At 38.2% G+C, this 17690-nt stretch carries 19 protein-coding genes and 1 riboswitch; of the genes, 6 read left to right on the top strand and 13 right to left on the bottom strand.

Features of this window, described 5'->3' with window-relative positions; translation table 11 throughout:
- Positions 1-8 precede the first annotated feature (8 nt).
- The 4 genes from ON09_RS15255 to ON09_RS15240 all read right to left on the bottom strand — a co-directional run bounded on the left by ON09_RS15255 (position 9) and on the right by ON09_RS15240 (position 2270).
- On the bottom strand, positions 9-596 hold the full coding sequence (locus ON09_RS15255; RefSeq protein ID WP_010601934.1) for a DUF4142 domain-containing protein: 588 nt from the start codon (positions 594-596) through the stop codon (positions 9-11).
- A gap of 79 nt (positions 597-675) precedes the next feature.
- Entirely contained in the window at positions 676-1257 is a 582-nt protein-coding gene (locus ON09_RS15250; RefSeq protein WP_010601933.1) for a DUF1543 domain-containing protein, read from the bottom strand.
- A 70-nt stretch (positions 1258-1327) separates the two neighbouring features.
- On the bottom strand, positions 1328-1831 hold the full coding sequence (locus ON09_RS24325; protein ID WP_010601932.1) for a hypothetical protein: 504 nt from the start codon (positions 1829-1831) through the stop codon (positions 1328-1330).
- Complete coding sequence (locus tag ON09_RS15240) at positions 1821-2270, bottom strand: sigma-70 RNA polymerase sigma factor region 4 domain-containing protein (protein ID WP_010601931.1); 450 nt, start codon at positions 2268-2270, stop codon at positions 1821-1823. Before ON09_RS15240 ends, ON09_RS24325 begins: the two co-directional genes overlap by 11 nt.
- 191 nt (positions 2271-2461) lie before the next feature.
- Here ON09_RS15240 and xth point away from each other — a divergent pair, with 191 nt between their 5' ends.
- From xth to ON09_RS15220, 4 genes are all read left to right on the top strand, one after another.
- On the top strand, positions 2462-3247 hold the full coding sequence (gene xth / locus ON09_RS15235) for an exodeoxyribonuclease III (RefSeq protein WP_010601930.1): 786 nt from the start codon (positions 2462-2464) through the stop codon (positions 3245-3247).
- 109 nt (positions 3248-3356) lie between these two features.
- Positions 3357-3550: riboswitch (cobalamin riboswitch) on the top strand.
- Between the two features lie 97 nt (positions 3551-3647).
- The gene (locus ON09_RS15230; RefSeq protein ID WP_010601929.1) at positions 3648-5564 is read left to right on the top strand and encodes a TonB-dependent receptor plug domain-containing protein; all 1917 of its coding nucleotides are present in this window, start codon (positions 3648-3650) and stop codon (positions 5562-5564) included.
- Positions 5565-5686: 122 nt separating this feature from the next.
- On the top strand, positions 5687-6796 hold the full coding sequence (locus tag ON09_RS15225) for a YncE family protein (RefSeq protein WP_010601928.1): 1110 nt from the start codon (positions 5687-5689) through the stop codon (positions 6794-6796).
- 22 nt (positions 6797-6818) lie between these two features.
- Entirely contained in the window at positions 6819-7943 is a 1125-nt protein-coding gene (locus tag ON09_RS15220) for a hypothetical protein (protein ID WP_010601927.1), read from the top strand.
- Positions 7944-8013: 70 nt separating this feature from the next.
- Here ON09_RS15220 and gpmA read toward each other — a convergent pair whose 3' ends face one another.
- The 6 genes from gpmA to ON09_RS15190 all read right to left on the bottom strand — a co-directional run bounded on the left by gpmA (position 8014) and on the right by ON09_RS15190 (position 13904).
- Positions 8014-8703 carry a 2,3-diphosphoglycerate-dependent phosphoglycerate mutase gene (gpmA, locus tag ON09_RS15215; protein WP_029204371.1) on the bottom strand — a complete coding sequence of 230 codons (690 nt, stop codon included), beginning with the start codon at positions 8701-8703 and terminating at the stop codon, positions 8014-8016.
- A 72-nt stretch (positions 8704-8775) separates the two neighbouring features.
- Complete coding sequence (locus ON09_RS15210) at positions 8776-9912, bottom strand: M42 family metallopeptidase (RefSeq protein ID WP_010601925.1); 1137 nt, start codon at positions 9910-9912, stop codon at positions 8776-8778.
- A gap of 166 nt (positions 9913-10078) precedes the next feature.
- Complete coding sequence (locus ON09_RS15205; RefSeq protein WP_010601924.1) at positions 10079-10498, bottom strand: GNAT family N-acetyltransferase; 420 nt, start codon at positions 10496-10498, stop codon at positions 10079-10081.
- Between the two features lie 2 nt (positions 10499-10500).
- A complete protein-coding gene (locus tag ON09_RS15200) occupies positions 10501-11082 on the bottom strand; it encodes a hypothetical protein (protein ID WP_010601923.1) in 582 nt (193 codons plus the stop codon).
- A gap of 7 nt (positions 11083-11089) precedes the next feature.
- The gene (locus ON09_RS15195) at positions 11090-12259 is read right to left on the bottom strand and encodes an MFS transporter (protein WP_039842550.1); all 1170 of its coding nucleotides are present in this window, start codon (positions 12257-12259) and stop codon (positions 11090-11092) included.
- A 103-nt stretch (positions 12260-12362) separates the two neighbouring features.
- Complete coding sequence (locus ON09_RS15190; protein WP_010601921.1) at positions 12363-13904, bottom strand: acyl-CoA carboxylase subunit beta; 1542 nt, start codon at positions 13902-13904, stop codon at positions 12363-12365.
- A gap of 353 nt (positions 13905-14257) precedes the next feature.
- On the opposite strand from ON09_RS15190, the gene ON09_RS15185 reads away from it, so the two are divergent.
- A complete protein-coding gene (locus ON09_RS15185; protein ID WP_010601920.1) occupies positions 14258-14602 on the top strand; it encodes a hypothetical protein in 345 nt (114 codons plus the stop codon).
- 139 nt (positions 14603-14741) lie between these two features.
- Positions 14742-16346, top strand: a complete 1605-nt coding sequence (locus ON09_RS15180) for a SulP family inorganic anion transporter (protein WP_010601919.1) — start codon at positions 14742-14744, stop codon at positions 16344-16346.
- Positions 16347-16374: 28 nt separating this feature from the next.
- On the opposite strand, the gene ON09_RS15175 is transcribed toward ON09_RS15180, so the two are convergent.
- The 3 genes from ON09_RS15175 to ON09_RS15165 all read right to left on the bottom strand — a co-directional run bounded on the left by ON09_RS15175 (position 16375) and on the right by ON09_RS15165 (position 17602).
- Entirely contained in the window at positions 16375-16629 is a 255-nt protein-coding gene (locus ON09_RS15175) for a hypothetical protein (protein WP_010601918.1), read from the bottom strand.
- Between the two features lie 120 nt (positions 16630-16749).
- On the bottom strand, positions 16750-17007 hold the full coding sequence (locus ON09_RS15170) for a hypothetical protein (protein ID WP_010601917.1): 258 nt from the start codon (positions 17005-17007) through the stop codon (positions 16750-16752).
- Positions 17008-17011: 4 nt separating this feature from the next.
- A complete protein-coding gene (locus ON09_RS15165; protein WP_262495827.1) occupies positions 17012-17602 on the bottom strand; it encodes a DUF3667 domain-containing protein in 591 nt (196 codons plus the stop codon).
- Between the last annotated feature and the right edge of the window lie 88 nt (positions 17603-17690).

Raw genomic sequence — 17690 nt, 5'->3', positions numbered from 1 at the left:
ATGAAAACTTATTTCATCCCATCTTTAATTTTATTAATCATTGTTAAATGTGTTTGAACTACAGGAGCAGTTTTAGTTGCAAATGCTTTTAACTCGGCATCCGCTCCGCTTTTAGATTCATCTTCCATTAATTTCAATGTAGATTTATGCCCGTCAACCATGGCGTCAACATAAGCTTTATCAAAATCAGTACCCGATTTTTTGCTTAAGTCATCCATTTTTGATTTGTGTTCTTCATCAACTGTAGATGGTAAGGTAATGTTTTTAGCTGCAGCGATTTCCATCAATTCGGTATTTGCTTTTCCATGATCATTCACCATCATCGTCGCAAACTCTTTTACCTGCGGATTAGTACTTTTTTGCAGCGCCAGTTTTCCAAGTTCAACTTCTGCCATTCCGCCTACTGCAGCAGCTGTGGTAAATTTTGCATCAGCGTCATCAACGGCAATACCACCGGTTGCAGCAGTATTCGTGGTGGTGTCTTTGCTCATGTTTAAGCTATCTGCTGTTTCCTTTGCATCTTTATCTCCACCGCCACACGCTTGAAATGCCAGGGCCGAAACTGAAACGGCCATTAAATAAATTAACTTTTTCATATTATTGGTTTTTGTTGTATTCTAATAACATGATTTATTTGGAAAGGTTTAGTATAATCTTGCTTCAGCAAACTATCCCTTAAATTTTATCCAGTTTAAAATAACCCAGATGGATTTCATCCTCTGGTAGGTCTGCATTCGGTGTAATGTCGATATGATACTTTTCTTTATGCTGCGGACTTAAAATATCTTCCACCCGATAAATATCATCAATGTCAATTCCGTATTTTTCATCAATATGAGAATTGGCGCCTTTTACAGAGTTCGTTTTAAAAAACACTGTTTTTTTTGCATCCTGAATGGCAGCAGCACGATCATCTTTCACCCCTAAAACAATATAGTGCTGTTCTTCTAACTTGCCAGATTGGTAACCACCCAGATTAATAAAAAATAATTTGTGTTGAGAAGTGTTATGTCCGGGAGTTCTCGGCTTAACCTGAATTTGGAAACCATCAACCTCATTCACTTCACGCCAGCCATCAATATGGATGCTGTTACCAGCTTCAGGCCAGAAGGCTTTGATATCTGGAACAAGATCCTTTAAAGAATGAGCAATTCCGAAAAAATAATCGTGTTGCTCTACATTTCTTTTCGGTGCTTTCGAACCTAAAAGTAACATATATAATTTTGGATTTCCGTTTGATGATAGCTGATCGTTCATATTGCTGAATTATAGATATTATAACCAGCAATTGATCTTATCGTTTTGAAAAATATTATTTAACGCGTTTTTATCTGATGGATCGGATATCTTTAATCTCTAATTTTAAATCTTTAATTTGCTCCTGCGCCTGACGGTTTTCCAGATAAAAATAAATGGCAAAACCCAGAAATATTTTCCCCAACACAAAAACAGCAGCAAAAACCCATCGCCATGCTTTATGAATGCGCATTTGGTTTGATTCAGACTCTACCTCGATGTACCGATCTTGCTTTACTTTTTCCTGTTCAGCTTGTTGATATTTGTGTTCAGGTGAAGTATAACGATCTAAATTTTGCTCACGAAGTTTAATTTCATTTACCTCTTGTTCAATTTTAGACAATATGCCAGGAGGTGGAGGAACAGCCATGCTTTGGGCAAGTATTTCCATGTCCAACTCCAGTTTTGTTAAAGCCTCATCAAATTCAGGATATTGTTTTTTAAGCAGTAACACCTGCTGAACTTCATCATCCGTTGCCACGCCCATTACATAGGTTTCCATTAGGCCGCTATCTATCAATTTTTTAATTTCCACGAGCTTTCCTGATTTTATCTACTGATGATTTTAATTGGGTGCGCAAAATATCTTCTTTTTTGTGAAGTAGGCTTGCCAGCTGAGAAATTGATTTTTTCTGATAATAAACCGCCTGAAAAACAATGCGTTCGTCATCAGTTAATAAATTTAAATCATCATTAATCTCGTTGGCATCTCGTAACTTTCCACCTTCATGGTCTGCTGAAGAAAACTCAATCAGTTTATATTGTGCATACTGCCTCAGCGCTAACCAGGAGGTTGGGCGGCCGTTGCTTTCTATAGCAAATGCAGATATAATTTTAATTAAGTGTTCTTCCGACCTCTTATGATCTTGAACTGTTCCTCTGATAAAACCTAAAAGCATGCCAGCATATTTATCGTATAACTGACGAATATCTTTTACGTTATCTTTGCGGATATTTAAAGCAACTTCAGACATTTATTAACGGGAGTAATTAAATATAATTGCAAGATAAGCGCAAAAACTTAAAATACTTTTATTCAAAAAGAAAAAAGAGTCAACTTTAATTGTTTTAGATGGTTTTATATACAAAATCGCAAAATCTCTAATATCATTTTAATTTGATTATTATTTTGTTCCTTTAATTTAGCGCACCAATATTTTTGAAGATGAGAATAGCAACCTACAATGTAAATGGCGTAAACGGACGCTTACCGGTTTTGTTAAAATGGCTTGAAGAAACTCAGCCAGATGTGGTTTGTTTGCAGGAACTGAAAGCTCCTGACGAGAAATTTCCTCACCAAGCCATTTTGGATGCAGGTTACAATGCAATTTGGCATGGGCAAAAAAGTTGGAACGGTGTGGCCATTCTTTCTCGTGGACACGAAATAAAGGAATTAAAAAGAGGCTTACCAGGCGATCCAAAAGATTTGCACAGCCGTTATATTGAGGCCATGGTAAATGGGGTAGTTGTTGGCTGTTTATATTTGCCTAATGGAAACCCTGCGCCAGGTTTAAAACTGGATTACAAACTGGCTTGGTTTGAACGACTAACGCTTCATGCAGCAAAGCTTTTAGAATATAAATTGCCTGTTGTACTGGCTGGAGATTATAATGTAATGCCAACTGAACTCGACGTTTACAAACCGGAACGTTGGGTGGAAGATGCGCTTTTCAGACCTGAAGTACGTAAAGCATTTCATGATCTTGTTGCCCAGGGATGGACAGATGCCATTAGAAAATTGTTTCCTAATGAAGTAATTTACACTTTCTTCGATTATTTTAGAAATGCTTATGGCAGAAATGCAGGTTTAAGAATCGACCATTTTCTGCTTAGTCCTCAACTGGAGAAAAGGCTTTTAAACGCAGGGGTAGACAAGCATGTTCGTGGATGGGAGAAAACAAGTGACCATTGCCCGGTTTGGATTGAAATTACTGACTCTGAAACAGAGTGATTCGAGATTCACTTCAGCACATGTGTTTCGGAGATTATTGTTTGAATGATTGCGTTTCGTGAATTTTTCACACAAATTTATATTTTCAGAATTCTTCTCAAATTTTGGCTACCTTTGCCATGCTTTTGGTTTCCGCTTCACACCCGGAATTAAAAGGGAATTTGGTGTAAATCCAAAACTGTCCCGCAGCTGTAAGCTCCATAACGGATTTCTATTCATAAAGCCACTGTTTCACATTCAAGAAATGGGAAGGTAAGAAACCCGGGAGTAAGTCAGAAGACCTGCCTCTAGCAATATTTCATAGCTTTCGGGGATTGAAGCTAGAGATGAGGTACTTTTGGTATTCCGTATTTTCATTTCTTGTAATTCTGTTTGCTGTGGGGATTAAACTCACACCAAAATGTTTAGGTTTTTACCTGCCTCTAATGGCGTAAAATATTGTTCTATCAGCTTGTTCATTTTCTGGACAGGTATGCTCATGCCTGAATTATCTGTTGCACAAACAGATTCTTTAAAAGCTAATGTATTGAAAGAAGTAGAAATCAAACAGAAAAGAAGATCTACACAAAATCTTTCACCTACACCCCTCCAAATATTAAATGGTAAAGAATTAAAAAATCTAAACGCCTTATCTGTGGCTGATGCCATTCGCTATTTTTCAGGTGTACAAATGAAAGATTATGGTGGCATCGGTGGTTTAAAAACCATTAATGTTCGGAGCATGGGTACCAACCACACTGCGGTATTTTATGATGGCGTACAATTAGGTAACGCACAAAACGGTCAGGTAGATTTGGGTAAATATTCTCTTGATAACATTGAAGAAATTTCGCTTTACAGCGGGCAAAAAAGTGATTTATTAATGCCGGCTAAAGCTTTTGCATCTGCCAGCTCACTCTATTTAAAAACAATTGTTCCAACATTTGAGGCTGATCAAAACAGGAATTTTCGGGTGGCTTTGAAAACGGGTTCTTTCGGCTTGATTGATCCTTCAGTCACCTATAACCAGCAATTGGGAAGCCGCTTGGCGCTTAGTTTAAATGCTGAGCTAATAAATGCAAATGGAAAATATAATTACCGTTACACCAATGGTGTTTATGATACTACGGTAGTGAGGCGCAATGCAGATATTTTTGCAAAACGTATAGAAGGTGGCCTCTATGGGACAACCTCTGACAGCAGCAAATGGCAAATCAAGTTATACAACTACAACAGCGAGAGGGGAGTGCCTGGTGCCATTGTTGCTAATAAATTCGACTTTACCCAACGCCAGTGGGATGATAACTTCTTTGTTCAGTCTTCCTTCGAAACTCAAACAAATCGAAAACTTCAGTTTTTAGTGAATGCCAAATATGCTTATGATTTTACCAGATACCTTGATCCGGATCGGGTTTCAATATTTGGCGCTTTAGATAACCGATATAGCCAGCAAGAATTTTATTTGTCGCTTGCAAGTTTGTATCACTTCACTCAATTCTGGGATCTTTCGCTGTCAACAGATTACACCTATCAACAATTGGATGCCAACCTGGAAAACTTTGCCTACCCGGAAAGGCAAACCGGTTTAATTGCACTGGCTACAAAATTTAGCTGGCCAAGATTCAATATCCAGGGAAATGTTTTAGCTACTTTGGTTAACGATCAGGTGAAAAGTAATATACCCGCAGGCGATAAAACTGAATATACACCAACAGTAATGGCTTCCTGGCAACCCTTTGCAAAAAATAATCTCAGGTTGCGGGCATTTTATAAGTCGATTTTCAGGATGCCAACCTTTAACGATCTGTACTATACTTTTATCGGTAACAGCAAACTGAATCCAGAATATACGAGTCAGTACGACCTCGGCTTTACCTATTCTAAATCTTTTGAAGGTAATAAACTCAATCATATTTCGCTTCAAACAGATGTTTATTATAGCGATGTAAGAGATAAGATTGTTGCCATACCTACCCTAACTTTGTTCCGCTGGACCATGTTGAATTTGGGTAAAGTGGAGGTAAAAGGATTAGAAACAAGTTTGCAGAGCCATTGGAATTTCGACCAGCTTAACATCGTTGCAAAGGCCAATTATACCTATGAGCGAGCATTGGATGTTACACCTGCAAGTGAGCTTTTTGGACAGCAAATTCCTTACATTCCAGTGAATAGTGCCTCGTTTACGTTGGCATCAGATTATCAGAACTTTGGTTTAAGCTATAGTTACATCTACACCGGCGAACGCTATAGCCAGAAAGCAAATATTCCGGTTAACTATGTCGAACCCTGGTACACTCATGATTTGGCAATTCGGTATTCCTTCAATGCTTCAAAATAAACTACAGCATTGCTGCTGAAGTGAATAATGTTTTTAACCAGTATTATGATGTAGTACTTAACTACCCAATGCCCGGAAGAAATTTCAGAATTAAGCTTATTACAAAATTTAATTAATACAAAATGAAAAATTCTACTACAGTTAAAATGTTAATGTTGTTCGGCCTAAGTACCGTTTTATGGTCTTGCCGGAAAGATAAATCAGTTACGCCAGAGGAACAAGTTCAGTTACCTGGCCAAGGTGTAACCGCCGTGAATGGCCTTTACATTTTGAACGAAGGTAATTTTGGTTCGAATAAAGCATCATTAGATTATTATGATTACGCAACGGGTGTTTACCGGAGAAACCTTTATGGAGCGGCAAATCCTAGTGTAACTTTAGGTTTAGGTGATGTGGGTAATGATATTAAAATCTATGGATCTAAACTTTATGTAGTGGTAAATGGCTCCAATAAACTGGAGATTCTGGATGTAAAATCGACGAAGAAATTGGCACAGGTTGATATTCCAAACTGTCGCTACGTCGCCTTTTACAAAAATAAGGCTTACGTAACATCCTACGATGGCTACGTTGGCGTAATCGATACGGCATCATTCAAAATCGATACAAAAATTACGGTTGGTCGCCAGCCTGAAGATTTGGCTGTAGTTGGCGATAAATTATACGTGGCGAATTCTGGCGGTTATTCCAGCAGCGATTATGAGCGTACAATTTCTGTAATCAATTTAACCACTAATTTAGAAAGCAAAAGAATTGATGTTGCGATCAATCTTAATCGCTTAAAAGCTGATCAATATGGTGATTTATACGTGACTTCAAGAGGTGATTATTATAATATAAAGTCAAACCTTTATGTCGTGGATACCAAAACTGACGCCGTAAAGAAAAAATTTGATATCGAAGCCAGCACCTTTACCCTAGATAAAGATTTCGCTTACATCATCAGTACAGCCTGGAGCAATGTAACCATGTCAACGGTGGTTTCCTACTCAAAAATAAATGTTAAAGATGAAATTGTTGTTGCCGGCGGTTTCATAAAAGATGGTAGTGAAAAAGATATTGTGATGCCGTATGGAATCGCTGTGGATCCGATCTCATCAGACATTTACCTTACCGATGCAAAGGATTATGTTTCACCTGGTGCATTGTACTGTTTTGATAAAACCGGTAAAAAGAAATTTTCTGTAGTTACAGGAGATGTACCAGCTCATCTGGTTTTCTACACTAAATAATTAACCTTCAATATATAATAAAATGAAAATTAACAAGCACCTATTGGTTTTATTTGCTGCATCACTATTTATTTTCGGATGTAAAAAAGATTCAGTAACTGCACCTGACGGGAAAATGGGCATTACAGAAAATGCCATTACAGGAAAGGTAAATTCAAAAACTGAATTATATGCAGTTTCAAACAACGGAAAAGGTTTTCAACATGAATGGAAGCTGGATGGTAAAGTAGTAAGTACAGCTTACAATTTTGCATTTACGCCAACTACAGCCGGAACCTATATTGTAGATTATAAGGGATATAATGAGGCTGGAAGTTTTACATATCAATATACCATTACTGTTCCGGTTCCTGTAGTTGCTGCTACGCCAACCAGTAGTAAATTTATCAGTAAAGTTTTTGAATATGCACCAGCACCGGGGCAGCATATTAATAATGCTTCTTTAGGTTCTCCGGAGCAGGCACAGAAATTAGTTGGCAGTACTGCAAATATGGTTTCGTTAGGTGGTTTTGGTGGTTACATCATTTTTGGTTTTGACCACTCAGTGGTAAATCAAACCGGAGCCGATTTAGCAATTTATGGAAATCCTTTTGGCCCACCTTATGCTTTTGCTGAACCAGGAATCGTGATGGTGAGCCAGGATAAAAACGGCAATGGTTTGCCTGATGATGAATGGTTTGAATTGGCTGGAAGTGAATATGCAAAAGCAACCACCATTAAAAATTATGAAATCACTTACACCAATCCGAAAGCGGCTGCAAATGTTGCCTGGACAGATAATCAGGGGAATAGCGGTTTTGTAAATAACAGTGCAAAGCGGATTAATTTTTATCCTTTGTTTGCCTCAAATCAGGAGAAAATAACTTTTAAAGGAACATTATTACCATCTACACTAAATAATACTGGTATTGTATCCAATGCGGCTTTTGATTGGGGATACACAGATAGTTACTCTACAGGTGATGATTATAAAACCAATCTTTACAACAGCTTTGATATCTCGTGGGCTGTTGATGCCACTGGTAAAAAAGTAACCTTAAATACGGTCGACTTCGTTAAAGTTTATACTGCTCAAAATGTTAATGCAGGCATTCTAGGCGAAATATCAACTGATGTAAAGGGTGCAACAGATTTAAATATTAAATAATTTCTTTTACGCTTCTCAAAGTAACAAAACTCTTCAGGTGGAAACATTTGAGGGGTTTTTGTTTTTAAGCCTACTCCAGATAGTAATGGCGAATTTTTCGAAGATCGTCATCAAGTTCATAAACTAAAGGAACACCGGTTGGAATTTCCAATGCGGTAACCTCTTCATTCGATAGATTGTCAATGTATTTGATCAAAGCTCTAAGGCTATTTCCATGAGCCGAGATAATCACTTTTTCATTTCTACTAATGGCTGGTACAATCGATTCATTCCAGAAGGGCAGTACCCGGGCAATCGTATCGCTGAGATTTTCTGTTAATGGCAACTCATCAGGTGTTAAAGATTGATATCTCAAGTCGTTACCAGGCCAGCGCTCATCGGTTGTGGTAATCGCCGGCGGTTCTTCATCCGGATCTCTTCGCCATTTTTGAACTTGCTCTGCGCCAAATTTTTTGGCTGTTTCTTCCTTATTTAATCCTTGCAGGTTTCCGTAAAAACGTTCATTTAAATGCCAGCTTTTATATTCAGGGATCCACAAATGATCAAGATCTTCTAAAATAATATGAAGGGTTTTGATTGCTCTTTTTAAAAGTGAGGTAAAGGCAATATCAAAATTGTAATCGTGTTTCTTTAAAATTTCTCCTGCTTTTTTGGCTTCCAGATAGCCGTTAGCTGATAAGTCTACATCCGTCCACCCCGTAAACCTGTTCTCTACATTCCACACACTTTCACCATGGCGGATTAATACGAGTTTTTTCATTGATGATTTCATTGATTTTAGTGCAAAAAAAAAGGCTTGAAGATAAACCTCAAGCCTTAATTTATTTACCAATTATTTAAATTCTCTGAAATCCTGTCCGTCTTTAATGTTTAGCAAGCTTTCGTAAATTAAGCTGATCACATTGTCAACATCCTCCTTGTGCACCATTTCTACCGTAGTGTGCATGTAGCGCAATGGTAATGAAATCAATGCCGATGGAACACCGCCGTTTGAATATGCAAAAGCATCGGTATCTGTTCCGGTAGAACGCGAAGAGGCCTGGCGTTGAAACGGAATTTCGTTTTTCTCAGCAGTTTTAATCAATAGCTTGTTTAGGTTAGTTTGCACTGCCGGAGCATATGAAACCACCGGACCTTTACCTGCTGATAAATCGCCCTGTGTATTTTTATTGATCATCGGCGTAGTGGTGTCGTGAGTTACATCAGTAACGATAGCCACATTGGGTTTAATGCGTTGCGCAATCATTTCAGCACCACGTAAGCCGATTTCCTCCTGTACAGAGTTTACAATGTATAAACCGAAAGGAAGTTTTTTCTTGTTTTCCTTTAACAAACGAGCGACCTCGGCAATCATAAAACCACCAACACGGTTATCTAAAGCACGACCAACATAGTACCGATCGTTTAAAATCATAAATTCATCTTCGTAAGTGATCACGCAACCCACGTGGATGCCTAAATTTTCTACTTCTTCTTTTGTAGTGCACCCACAATCCAAAAAAATGTTTTTTAACTCAGGGGCTTGTTCTTTTTCGCCGTGGCGGGTATGAATGGCAGGCCAACCAAAAACAGCTTTAACCAAACCTTTTTCGGTATGGATGTTAACACGTTTGGATGGTGCGATCTGGTGATCAGAGCCGCCATTGCGGATCACGTAAATTAAACCATCATTCGTGATGTAATTTACATACCATGAAATTTCATCGGCATGGGCTTCGATCACAACTTTATAGGGTGCTTTTGGATTGATTACGCCAACCGCAGTCCCGTAATTATCTACAAAATGCTCATCAATATATGGCTTTAAGTAATTTAACCATAATTTCTGACCTTCCCACTCATAACCCGTAGGAGCAGGGTTATTGATGTATTCTTCTAAAAACTGCAGCGATTTTTTGGTTACCACAGCAACATGTTTTTTCTTATCCTGCGCCTTAGGCAGGCTAGCTTCTTCTTTTTTCTTAGCCATATTTTTATTTAAGATTTTAGATATACGATTTAGATTTGCATGTAGCAGATCAGTCCGTCCATCTTATTCCACTTTTAATTTTAGATTTACATGTTGCAGACCAGGTCATCAACTATGATTTCACGACTTTAGACAGGCGAAATGCTATCAATCGTAATTTGTAAATCTACAATTGTAAATCCCTTTCCATTACAACAAAATCATACCCATCTTTAAAAAAGGTTTTTTCAGTTTCATGGAATCCAAATTTATAATAAAATTCTTTAGCATTTACTCTGGCGTTACACCATAGCTTACTTGCCTTCTGAATTTTACAAAAATCTAAGATATAATTCATCAGTTGAGATCCATAACCTGATTTTTGCACATCAGCCAGAATGGCCAGTTTCCTGAATTGATAAACGTCTCCTTTTTGAAACAACGAAACTACACCAGTCAGTTTATGGTCGGCGTAAAGGCCAAAGTGTAAACCATCAAAATCATCCGGCAACTTTACGCTGTCGAAAGGAAGTTCGGGATACATCACCTCATGACGAATACGCCAGGTGAGTGAAGGAAATATTTGTTCAATTTGTACTAATGACATGGTTATAATAAATAGCTGAAGCCAATTCTGGCCAATATTGAAAAGCGGCTGCGATCGAAGTCAGTTTGAAATGATGGCCCGATCGCTAATTCAATGTTCTTGTTTTTTAATGTATTTCTTTGAAAACCCCAAACGGGAGAAATGGAATGGACGTAATTTGTTGTATATCTTTTGTTGATCAAAATGGGCGCAATTAAATTATATTCTATGCCAAAATAGCTTGCACTATTGTTTGTTGTGCTTTTTTTTAAATTTTCTTTTTCTGATAAGTTAAAATAGTTTCTAAAACCTAAACCGAGTATTGGAGCAAAATTGACAGAATAGTCTATTCGAATTACATCACTTCCACGGCTCGGTTGCTCAGGATAAAATGGTGCAACCACTTCTATGGCAGCACTAAAATATAAGCTCGATTGCTTCGATATTTTCTGTTCACGTTCAATTCCTACTCCTAACAAATACAGCTTAAACTTATTTAATGATTGAACAGTTGATGTTTGATTTGGCTTTTCCTGAGCTCTTGTGTAGCAAGAAATACCGATTAAAATGATTAAGATGAGTGGAGTAGCGAATTTAGATTTCATAAATAATTTAAAGGTGAGCTGAGGATTTTTTATTTCCGTAAAACAGATAGATTAAGATGTTGAAAATAATTATTCCGGCCATACCGTAACAAAACATTGCCCAGCCGCCATAGCCCCAAAGCCATAAACCCAAAGCCGAGCCACAGCTGGCCCCTATAAAACTTACTGACATAAAGATGGTATTCAGCCGGTTTCTGGCTTCGGGAATTAAAGTGTAAATCCGGGTTTGGTTGGTTACATGAATGGCCTGCTGGCCAATATCAATAAGTACAATACCGATAACAAACAGATACAAATGACTACCAGTGAAATAAAACAAAGCAATGCTGATGATTTGCAAAATGAAACCAATCATCAGGTTTTTGCGAGGATTGTTGCCATCACTCAGTTTACCAACAAGAGGAGCAGCCAAAGCACCTGCTGCACCAGCAATTCCGAATAAACCGATTTGTAGTGTTTGAAAACTGAAAGGTGGATTAGCCAAAAATAATACCATCGTGGTCCAGAAAGCACTAATGATGGCAAAAGCTAAAAAGTTGATGATTGACGTTTCTCGTAATGCAGGCTGGGTTTTAATGTAACCAAACATCGAACGCATTAACTGTTTGTAGGTGCCTTTAAACGCTGGAAAACTTTGGGGAAAACGTTTCGCCATTAAGAGAATAAGCAATACGCAGATTCCTGCAGCCATGTAGTAAACTGCCCGCCAGCCTAACCAGAAACCAATGCTACCACTAACGGCTCTTGATGCCAGAATACCAACCAATAGCCCACTCATAATCATGCCGATATTTGCCCCGCGATTTTCACCACTACTTAGGTTTGCGGCGAGTGGTAGTATAAGCTGTGGCACAATGGAGCAAATCCCGATCAGCAGCGAAGCAATTTCGAGCAGGAAAAACGAATGCGAAACAGCCGCGGTTAGCAAAGCTAAAATTGCCATTCCGGTAATGATCAGAATTTGTTTTTTACGTTCAAACATATCGCCTAGCGGAACAAGCAGAAACAAACCTGTTGCGTATCCTATTTGAGTGATGTAGGTAATTCGTCCTGCATAGGTTTCTGTTAAATTAAAATCTTTGGCAATTAAAATAACCAGCGGTTGGCAGTAGTAAATATTTGCGACAATCAAACCTGTGCAAAAAGCCATCAGGAGAATATCTATTCGTTTTAGCATGTGTTGAGATGTAGGATGTAACTATCTAAGAGGTTAGAAGGATGATGAGCATATTGTCTGTGATAGAACGTTTACCATTTTCATCCTTATCCATTTTACCTTATTACAAAGGTATATTGCCATGTTTTTTACGGGGATGATTCACTACCTTGTTTTCTAACATTTTGAAAGCTTTTATCAACTTTATTCTCGTTTGAGCAGGTTCAATCACTTCATCGATAAAACCACGTTCTGCAGCACGATAGGGGTTTGCGAAAATATCGGAATAAACTTTTTCTTTCTCCAGCCATTTCTCCTGAGGATCTGCTGAGGCTGTAATTTCCTTTTTGAAAATGATTTCAGCGGCACCCTTAGCGCCCATCACCGCAATTTCAGCACTTGGCCAAGCGTAATTCATATCGGCACCAATATGTTTGCTGTTCATTACATCGTAAGCGCCCCCATAAGCTTTACGCGTAATCACCGTAATGCGTGGAACCGTGGCCTCGCTGAAAGCATAAAGTAACTTCGCTCCATTGCTGATGATGCCATTCCACTCTTGATCGGTTCCTGGTAAAAAGCCTGGTACATCTTCAAAAACCAATAACGGAATATTAAAACAATCGCAAAAGCGAACAAATCTGGCGGCTTTAGCAGATGAATTGCTATCTAAAACGCCAGCAAGATATGCGGGTTGGTTGGCCACAATACCGATGCTTCTACCTGCCAAACGGGCGAAACCAACCACAATATTTTCGGCATATGCAGCATGAACTTCTAAAAAGCTGTTATCATCAACAACCTCATTTATAATTTCGCGAATATCATAAGGTTGAGAAGCATTTTCTGGCATAAACGTATTTAACGATAATCTACTTTCATCGCCGGTTTCATAATCCAGGTGCTGCGGTATTTCCTCACAATTTTGAGGCATATAGCTCAATAATTTTTTAAGGTGATTAATCGCCTCAATTTCATTGGCGCAGGCAAAATGTGTTACACCCGATTTAGTGGCATGCGTAGTTGCGCCGCCCAGTTCTTCGGAAGTAACTTGCTCATGTGTAACCGTTTTTACTACGTTTGGCCCGGTAACAAACATGTAAGAGGTGTTTTCTACCATTAAAATAAAATCGGTAATAGCGGGAGAATAAACTGCACCGCCTGCGCAGGGACCCATGATAGCAGATAGCTGCGGAATAACGCCTGAAGCCTGTACATTTTTATAAAAAATATCAGCATAACCACCTAAAGAAACCACGCCCTCCTGAATCCGGGCGCCGCCACTGTCGTTTAGGCCAATTAAAGGAGCGCCATTTTTCATGGCCATGTCCATCAGCTTGCAAATTTTTTCCGCATGGGTTTCAGATAATGAACCACCAAAAACAGTGAAGTCTTGAGAAAAAACATAGGTCAGTCGGCCATTAATGGTTCCATAACCTGTTACCACGCCATCACCCAGATATTTTTCACGCTCCATTCCAAAGTCAGTACTTCGATGGGTAACGAACATGCCAATTTCTTCAAAACTTCCTTCATCCATTAAAAAATGAATACGCTCACGGGCAGTAAGTTTTCCTTTTTGATGCTGACTATCAATTCTTGCCTGCCCACCGCCAAGCTTTGCCTGGTTGATTTTATCTTGAAGTGTTGCTATTTTCTTATCCATTACCGAGGGTTGAGAATTTAAAATTAAAAATTACTTGCGGTAATGCAAGTTCAGCATTCGATTTTCACACACAAACTGACGATTAACAAATTATATCGATTTAATATTAATCAGCAGTAATCTAATGATCAGTAAGCAACCCGATATAAGTTATATCAAGATTTAATTTGAACCAAACCAACTTAAGTTCAACACTGAACTTTGATGTTTTCTTCGTAAATTAAATATCAGATAAATTGATCTGGGGGCGAGGATTATAGGCTTCTCAATATTTTTTACAACTTAAAGTATTGAAAAACCAATTATCCGTTTATTTTTGTAATACCACATTAGAATAAGATTAGAATTTTAAAATGGTTTTAAGAAAATACAAATACAGCATCGTTGCAGCATTCATGCTAATCTTCTCTGCGAAGATGATCATTTCTGGTGCGCCGGTATTTTGTACAAGTATTGATAAAGAAATCATGAATGCGGTGATTATGCAAATCGAATTGGAGCATGAAGGTGGAAAAGACGCTGCCAAAGACATCGCCAAGTTTTCAGATTTTAAACTTTTAGAGCTTAACCACCCGATCTTATCTTATGAGTTCTCTTCAAGCCACTTTATTTTGAAGAGCAGTTTTATTGAGCATTTCAAGCGATATGTAGATCCATATCATCCAACAGTTCCAACACCGCCACCCAACTTCATTTAGTTTTCTCTTTTGAACTGATCTTTTTAAGTTTCTCTGACAAATGACGATGCCTTGCTTTTGGCAAAATCTTTTGTGATCGTGATTTATGCGGATAGTTCCACGATTTAATCGTTAAAATTTACCAGATAATCCTATCGTTATGCAAAAGTTTAACCCGGCCTTTTCAGGTTCGGACGTGAAGAAATATTTTCTTGCCAAGAATTTAAAGAAAGACCTTCCCTCAAGTATTGTTGTTTTTTTAGTGGCATTGCCACTTTGTTTAGGTATTGCATTGGCTTCAGGTGCAGAGTTATTTGCCGGTTTAATCACTGGCATCATTGGTGGTATTGTGGTTGCATCCTGTAGCGGATCGCAGCTTAGCGTAAGCGGGCCCGCGGCCGGTTTAACTGTAATCGTTTTAGGCGCAATCACCTCATTGGGTAGCTATCCAACCTTTTTACTGGCTGTAGTACTGGCAGGTGTTTTTCAACTTATTTTAGGCCTGGTAAAAGCCGGAACAATCGGCAATTATTTTCCATCGAGCGTAATAGAAGGGATGTTGGCAGCAATTGGTTTAATCTTAATTTTAAAACAACTTCCGCATGCTTTAGGCGTAGATACAGATTTTAGCGGCGATGAAGGCTTCTTTCAGCAGGATCATGAAAACACTTTCTCTGCCATTAGTGCTGCAATCGGGCATTTTAGTTTGGCCGCGGTGGTTATCAGTTTGCTGTCAATCTTAATTTTGTTATTCTGGCCGAAAGTGAGGCAACTGGCAATTGTGCCTGCTCCATTAATTGTTGTAGTCATTGGTGTGGTTGGTACACTAGTTTTTGCAGGAACAGCTAACGCTTTAAGGGCCGATCAAATGGTTAAAATACCAGTTGTTGGTGGTTTCTCTGAATTTATGGGATTATTTACTACACCCGATTTTTCGCAGCTGACCAATAAAAACGTTTACATCGTAGCCTTAACCATCGCAGTTGTAGCCAGTTTAGAAACTTTGTTGAGCATTGAAGCCATTGATAAAATCGACCCGATTAAACGGGTATCGCCAACAAACAGAGAATTACTTGCGCAGGGAATAGGAAACATTGCAAGCGGTATGATTGGTGGGTTACCCATGACTTCAGTAATTGTTCGGAGTTCGGCCAATGTAAATGCAGGTGCTAGAACCAAAATGTCGGCAATTTTTCACGGTGTTTGGTTGCTGCTTTCGTTGTTATTCATTCCGCAAATTATTAACATGATTCCGCTTTCTTGTCTGGCCGCTATCTTATTGGTAACCGGCTACCGGTTAACCAGAATTAGCTTATTTAAGCACATGTACCACAAAGGTTGGGATCAGTTTGTGCCATTCGTGGTCACTATTGTTGCCGTATTGTTTACTGATTTGTTAAAAGGTGTTGCTGTAGGGATGCTGGTATCCATTTTTTATCTGCTACGCACCAACATGCGTAACCCATATTTTTACAGAATTACCAATGAAGGGGATAAAAAGAACATCAGAATAAAACTGGCTGAAGAGGTATCATTCTTAAATAAAGCAGCGATTCAAGTGGTTTTAACCAATATTCCTCGCGAAACCAATGTAATTATTGATGGATCAAATGCCCGCTATATCGATCCTGATGTATTAGAAACGATTTTCAATTACAAGCATAACGCCTATACCAAAGGAATCATTGTTACCCTTGAAAATGTTAAGAAACACTATACCGTACCAAAGTTAACCAATAAGGTTTTAGAGGATATCAATAAATAACAAAAAAGCCTTGGCTTATGCCAGGGCTTTATTTTTCTTCGGTGTTCGGCATGTTGCCGGCGTGGCCTTTATTTCCTTTTTCAGCATCTTCACGTGCTTCTTCCGAGCCGAAATCGCCTCTTCCAAAATTTCTGCCCAGATTTCCTGCGTCAGATTTTACCTTATTTTTATCACTATGTTCATCACTATGGTGGCGTGGAACCAATTGATCAGGCATATTGGTTTTATCTGCCGAATTATCAGCATTTTTATCTTTTAAGTTTTCGTTATCTTGATTTTCCATGATGTTGTTTTTATATAGAACAGCTGGAAATGGGGATAGTTTTAAAGGATTTGGAAATGAATGGTTTTGTTCTCCGTAGGTGCTGAAGTCCCGCCATTGCAAAGCCGGTGTTTTCTGCTGCTATTTTACTTTTTTAACCTCTACTTTTTTATCATTGATAAATAGCTGACAATTTACTTTGTAGAACCCTCCAAGGTTAACTTTAATATTTTCTCTTTCATTTTTTTGATTAATTAAATGTCCTGTTAATTTGGTAGAGAATCCACCAAATGTATGGTCTTGTAAAACATCGTTGACATAAAGTCTTTCTCCGTTAAACCAAGTGTTTTCAATTATGATTTCATTATTTTCATAATTTGATGTCCAAATACTTTTCATATTACTAATGTCTGTTAACTAAATCGATCACTGTTCCGATAATGATTGGAAAAATCCAAAATGTAACCATACCCAAAATATATGCAACAGGTGCTTTTAGGTAGCTCATCATTTTTTTGGGTTCAAAAAAATTAGCGATTGCCCAAGCTGAATATATAATGCCTGCTATACCGGCAAAAGTCATTAAATTTAAATGTGTAATGCCTTGTACAACCGCAAAAACTGAAAAAATCAACATGCCCATACCTATAACAAAACAAAGCATTATAACGATTTCGTAAAAGTTGTAGTTTTGCTTTCTAAAGAATATTTTTAGCCATAAAGCAATAAAAACACCCATCATAATGTTTGCATAGCCATAATGGTTTTGCACCCATTTAACAATATTACCAACAGCAGCTGGGGCTTCATTTTTAGCTTCGTGATATTTTACATAACCGTCTTCAATATGAAATAAGTGGTTTAAAACTGTATAAATTAAAGAAGTTATGATGATAAATATAATGGGTTTTACCAATCGACTTCTGTTTTCTGATAGATATTTTCGTATGTTTTCACCAGGATTTATGGCCAGCTCGCGGACGGTGTATAAAATTCCACGCTCAAAATGCAGAACATGCTGAATTTCGTGAACGATATAATGTCTGTCAATTCTTTTCAGGCTTTTTGGTTGGCCGCAGTTT

The sequence above is a fragment of the Pedobacter agri PB92 genome, assembly GCF_000258495.1.
In the GTDB taxonomy this organism is placed as follows: Bacteria; Bacteroidota; Bacteroidia; order Sphingobacteriales; family Sphingobacteriaceae; genus Pedobacter; species Pedobacter agri.
This window is presented reverse-complemented; position numbering and strand designations above follow the sequence as displayed.